Origin of the sequence: Lampropedia aestuarii, from assembly GCF_004803635.1 — a bacterium.
GTDB classification, from domain to species: Bacteria; Pseudomonadota; Gammaproteobacteria; order Burkholderiales; family Burkholderiaceae_C; genus Lampropedia; species Lampropedia aestuarii.
Genome location: NZ_SSWX01000049.1, coordinates 1 through 3,499, shown reverse-complemented (window position 1 = coordinate 3,499; position 3,499 = coordinate 1). Strand labels below are relative to the sequence as shown.

Annotated in this window: 6 protein-coding genes and 2 pseudogenes; 1 reads left to right on the top strand and 7 read right to left on the bottom strand. The window is 42.4% G+C overall.

Annotated elements, in window-relative coordinates; all coding sequences use genetic code 11:
- Nucleotides 1–18: 18 nt before the first annotated feature.
- The 3 genes from E8K88_RS17790 to E8K88_RS17780 are packed head-to-tail and all read right to left on the bottom strand — an operon-like array spanning nt 19 to nt 1,066.
- Nucleotides 19–162, bottom strand: a complete 144-nt coding sequence (locus E8K88_RS17790; protein ID WP_168797391.1) for an RHS repeat domain-containing protein — start codon at nt 160–162, stop codon at nt 19–21.
- Between the two features lie 45 nt (nt 163–207).
- Entirely contained in the window at nt 208–714 is a 507-nt protein-coding gene (locus E8K88_RS17785; RefSeq protein WP_136408005.1) for a hypothetical protein, read from the bottom strand.
- Complete coding sequence (locus tag E8K88_RS17780; RefSeq protein ID WP_168797390.1) at nt 701–1,066, bottom strand: AHH domain-containing protein; 366 nt, start codon at nt 1,064–1,066, stop codon at nt 701–703. The genes E8K88_RS17785 and E8K88_RS17780 overlap by 14 nt, the downstream gene beginning before the upstream one ends.
- A gap of 218 nt (nt 1,067–1,284) precedes the next feature.
- Between E8K88_RS17780 and E8K88_RS17775 the strand changes: the two are divergent.
- Nucleotides 1,285–1,407: pseudogene (locus E8K88_RS17775) on the top strand (IS5/IS1182 family transposase); the annotation flags it as partial.
- Nucleotides 1,408–1,861: 454 nt separating this feature from the next.
- Here the strand turns inward: E8K88_RS17775 and E8K88_RS17770 are convergent.
- From E8K88_RS17770 to E8K88_RS18445, 4 genes and pseudogenes are all read right to left on the bottom strand, one after another.
- Nucleotides 1,862–2,398: a DUF4303 domain-containing protein gene (locus E8K88_RS17770; protein ID WP_136408003.1), complete on the bottom strand. Its 537-nt coding sequence runs from the start codon at nt 2,396–2,398 to the stop codon at nt 1,862–1,864.
- A gap of 19 nt (nt 2,399–2,417) precedes the next feature.
- Nucleotides 2,418–2,729 (bottom strand): AHH domain-containing protein, encoded by a 312-nt coding sequence (locus E8K88_RS18220; protein WP_205880127.1) that lies wholly within the window; start codon nt 2,727–2,729, stop codon nt 2,418–2,420.
- Nucleotides 2,730–2,780: 51 nt separating this feature from the next.
- Nucleotides 2,781–3,142 (bottom strand): annotated as a pseudogene (locus tag E8K88_RS18450) (RHS repeat domain-containing protein); the annotation flags it as partial.
- Nucleotides 3,102–3,499, bottom strand: a 398-nt coding sequence (locus E8K88_RS18445; protein ID WP_240754590.1) for a hypothetical protein, incomplete at its 5' end; no start/stop codon positions are given. The pseudogene E8K88_RS18450 and the gene E8K88_RS18445, both read right to left, overlap by 41 nt.

Genomic DNA, 3,499 nt, shown 5'->3' with positions numbered 1-3,499 from the left:
CAGCAGGCGGTTGCCGTCTCAGGCGAATAGGGTGTGGCCAAAGGCATCGGTTTTGGCGATGCGCCGCCCAAAGGCGTCGTATTGGTAGGTAAAGCGTTGGGTGCTGGGCGCGTCGGTGTTGCCGCTGCGGGTGACGATGGCCGCTTGCAGCTGGTGCTCCACATCCCAGATGGATTCGGAGAAATATAATTATATTGTTCTTAATGGCTAATTAAGCCACGAAGGTATTTTTATGTCAAAATTTTCAACCGATTTGGCTATTTCTTCTATATTTTTTTTTAGATCTGACAGTTCTGGGTCTGTGCAAAAAACCATCACTTCTTTTTTGATGGATCTGGCAAATAAAGTTAAATAACTAGAGCATTCTATGTAAGCTTTAATAGCCTCACTTTCCAATGAAGGATTGTTTTGATATGCTAAATTAAGCTCATTAAAAATGAAACCATATTCTTCTGTGTTGTTCAGAGATAAAGGTGGTGTGGCGTATGTTGAAAATTCTGCCGGATTAACCATTGACTCATGGTCTTCGTCGGAGCTTTCAACTTTAATGACATCATCGCAATTAAGGATTGCTAATGTTGGAGGAAATACTTGATATTGACCTAGGTCATAAACAATCGCAATTCTTGCAATATCGTTATCATTGATAATGATGCTTTTTATTTTTTTTATCACTATTTCTTTTAGAGAGGTTATTAAATCATTTTCTTTCATTTCTTTTTTCTGCAGCAAAAAAAGTTACGCCATTTTTCATTTGGCCTTTTAAGTCTTCTAATCCTTCCAAGAATTCCTCTTGGTTTTTTGAATTAATGAGTTTGTCATAAACCTTAGTCTTGTAGTCTATCCCGTGCACTCCTTCTCCTTTATGTGCGGTGCTTATTTCAGCGGGCAGCCTATCAGCTCCTATTTCAGGTAGCCATACGCCATTGCTGGCATCATTTATATCTAATCCTAAAATATTCATTTTGTCCCTTAATGCAACCATTTTTGGGTCTTTCGAGTTTGACATAACGATATGGTGTGCACGATGACGGTCGCTTGGTCTCCCTTCACCACATTTTGTCAAATTCGCAGCAAGAATTCTTGCATCCGATGTTGTGTCTAAGCCTAGCGGATCAATCCATCCAGTAGGACTAGGGGCGTATAAAAATAAATTACTTCCTCCTAGGGATTTATCGGATCTTGAGTAATGAAGCGCCCGCAGTCCGGATTGTAATATCTTCCTCGGTTGTAGTGGGAACCTCTCAAAACCCAGCCACAGTCAAGATGGTTTAAATTACAACCATGATCACACCACGCAGCGCCTCCAAGTTCGACCTCTTCGCCCAGGCAGGGCGCCATCGCCAGCTTGAAGAGGTGGGCGATCCACTACAAGTGATCGCCAAGCACATCGACTTCAATGAGCTAGCGGCCTTGGGGAACCTCTCATAACTCTAAAAAATCGAATTAATCGTTTGCAACACATTGATTTATTTGATGCAAATTTTTCAGGATTGAGGTTTTGAGAGGTTCCCCGAGGTGATTGCCTGCTACGTGAATTATTTTAATAAAAGAGTTTCAACGGATTCATTCAGAAAAAATTCTAATTCATTTAATAATTTAGATTCGTCTACATGTTTTCTGGCTCCCTGCATATTATTATTTAAAACTATTAATGCATATGCAAAAGATTTTGGTGTTTTGCTTTCCTTGGGCGTTTAGTTAATGAGTACTGCAAAGCATTCCTCCCATTTTTTTGCTACCCGGTGATCAGGAAGATTTCCATTTCTAAGCATTTCAGAAAAATCAACTGATGCACTCACGAAATTTTCATAAACGGTTGAATTCATTTGATGGAAATGGTGATTGAAATAAATTTATTCTAATGACGATCAAGAAAAGACTTGTAAATTTCCGGTGGGTTTAGGATTTTTGCGGAACTATTCTCCATTTCAATTGATTCATCATACTCTGAAGATGAGATGAATAATGTAAGGTTCTTTCTAGGATTTTCGAAAAAACCTCCTTCATCCAGACTTTTTAGGGCATTTATCATGCAGTTGTGTACATATATTTTGAATTCTTCGAATTTATTGGAGGCACTTGCTTGGGTTGATGCTTCGCTTAATTGGATGGATATTTTTGAGAATTTTTCGTCATATAAGGATTCGTATGCCCATTCTGCACTGCTCCACTTATAAGCGATCAGTTCTTGCTCATCATCAACTTCATCATCTTTTATTTTTTTTTCATACATCTCTAATGAATTCGCAGCGGGTAGAATGGTGTAGCAATCATTATCTGTGTATAATATGAAGGCATATATATTCTCATTTTGATGATTATTTTTTAGCTGAGATAACGTATATTTTGTGGCTTCGATAATGTCATTGACAAGATTGTTGTAAAAATTATCCATAAAATCCTTTTCAATATTTTTAGTCGAAAAAAACTTCTCGACCGATTTTTTGTAATTCAGCAAACATGGCTAATTTTCCACATTCGCTTTTTGGGTTGATTCCTTTTCTTTTTAAACGTCCGTCCGCTTCCTCTAGTTTTTGTGCAACCTTTCCTGCATTTTTTTTAGAGTGCCCCTTGTTTGGTGCCCACATCAATGCACCAATATCATTAACAGGATCTATTCCATATGCATCAACAATTGCCCTGCTTCTTTCTAGAGCTAGTTTGATCTGAGGTCGAGAATCAAAATCCCCTTTAAATATAATATGATGCCCGTGAGGGTTATTCATATCGATCGGCTTAATGATGCCTGCGGCGATTAATTTTTGCCCCCAGTTACAGAGACCGCTCGGATCTATCCACAAAATAGGGTTTGGCGCATATTGATAAAATTAGCTCCACCCCATAACCCAATCGGATCCTGACTCACAAACCGCCCACAGTCAGGATCATAGTACCTAAACCGGTTGTAGTGCAGCCCTGTTTCTGCATCGTAATACTGGCCTTGGAAGCGCAGATTTTGGCTCAGCTGCTGCTCTTGGGCGAGCTGGTGTGGTTTTTTTCTTTGTGGGGCTTGCTCAGGCAGCCACTCTTCTTGCAGCGTATTGCCCCAGGCTTTGTAGGTGGCGCTCCAGTGTATTTCGCCGCTCTCGCCTGTGAGTTCACGGGGCGTGCCGATTTGGTCGTTGTGGTAGTAGCGTACTTGCCAGGTTTTGGGCTCTGGCTCGACCACGTTGGCGGCCATGGTTGGCCTGGGCTTGGGCGGCTTGCTGGGCCAGCGCCTGGATGTGGCGTTGCTGGCTGAGCATGCGCTGCATGAAGGCTTCTTTGGCTTGGCGTGGGCTCCAGTCTTCGTCTTCTGTGGCGTCGTTGGCTGCGGCCGTAGTCGCGTGAGGCGTTTTTTCCTCTTGGTCTTGCCCATCCACCAACTGCGCCAGTGGCGCAAAGCTGTTGGGCTCGTACAGGTACAGGGTGGTGCGGCTGCCGCGCTGCTCGCTTAGCAGGCGGTTGCCGTCCCAGGCGAATAGTGTGTGGCCAAAGGCATCGGTTTTGGCGATGC

Bases quoted from the DNA above. Each gene is read 5' to 3' on its own strand.
- E8K88_RS17770 (WP_136408003.1), bottom strand. From the start codon at position 2,398: ATGGATAATTTTTACAACAATCTTGTCAATGACATTATCGAAGCCACA.
- E8K88_RS17785 (WP_136408005.1), bottom strand. From the start codon at position 714: ATGAAAGAAAATGATTTAATAACCTCTCTAAAAGAAATAGTGATAAAA.
- E8K88_RS18220 (WP_205880127.1), bottom strand. From the start codon at position 2,729: ATGAATAACCCTCACGGGCATCATATTATATTTAAAGGGGATTTTGAT.